Annotated in this window: 1 pseudogene; it reads left to right on the forward strand. The window is 67.4% G+C overall.

Going from position 1 to position 1,124, the window contains the following annotated elements:
• Positions 1-261 precede the first annotated feature (261 nt).
• Positions 262-1,124 (forward strand): annotated as a pseudogene (locus A5780_RS40750) (hypothetical protein); the annotation flags it as partial.

Here is a 1,124-nt window from a genome sequence, read left to right on the forward strand (position 1 = left end):
GATGATCTCGAAGCCGAGACCCGCACCCGGCTGTCCGTGGCCGATCGTGTCCTGCGGTCTATCGACTGCCCGGGCCGACACCACGGCCAACCGGCCGACGACTGCGAATACGCCCGTCCAAGCCTGGCCGCCTGAGCGAAGCTCGCAGGCCCCATCGGGCGCTCCCCGTTGCTCCTTGCTTGCCCTGTCCCTGTCTCTGTCCCGCGCCGGTCGACTCCCCAGTCGGCCGGCGCTTTTCTGTTGTGGAGGGTGTGTGCGTTCATGACCGATCCGATCCTGGGCCCGCCGTGCGCGGTCTGCGACGGCACGACATCCGATACGGAGCTGTGCATCGCGAATGCCGCTGTGTGCGAGTCGTGTTGGCAGCAACTGCCCCGATGCGACTACTGCCGCACCCCGTCACTGCGGCTGACTCATACCGCGGAGGAGGCGCAGTTATGTGCGCACTGCCTGACCGGGTGGGCGGGGTGTGTGTCGTGTCGACGGTTGACCGGCCCGCACTTGCGCACCGACACCGATCAACTCGTGTGCGCGCGGTGCGCGGGCGCGTTGTTCGCCGCGTGTTTCAGCTGCGGGCGGTTCAGTGCCGACAGCCACTACATCTCCGGCGGGCACCGCGCCTGCCCCCGCTGCGCCAGCCGCTTCCCCGCCTGCCCCGACTGCGGCACCCTTGTCCAACCCGGACACCGGTGCGAGGCCTGCGCCAACCGCGGGAAGGTGTGGAACTACACCTACCGCCCCGACCCCCGCTTCCACGGCACTGGACCGCTGTATCTGGGGCTGGAGTTGGAAATCATCGTCCCGGACAACCGTTTCGACACCTGCGCCGGACTCGCCACCGACCACCTCGGCGACCTCGGATATTTGAAACGGGATTCTTCCATCAGGCCGTCCGGGTTCGAGCTTGTGTCCCACCCGATGTCCTACCGGTACGCGATCGACGAGTTTCCCTGGCCGCTGCTCGAGCAGCTGCAACGGCTCGGGTGTGAGGCCGACGCGTCAGTGGGGCTGCACGTGCATGCCAGCCGGGCCGGGTTCGCCAACCCTGCGCATGTGTATCGGTGGCTGAAACTGTTGTACCGCAACGAAACCGCAGTCACACGGTTGGCGCGCCGGCGAATCGG

It is taken from the genome of Nocardia sp. 852002-20019_SCH5090214, assembly GCF_001665865.1.
Lineage (GTDB): Bacteria > Actinomycetota > Actinomycetes > Mycobacteriales > Mycobacteriaceae > Nocardia > Nocardia nova.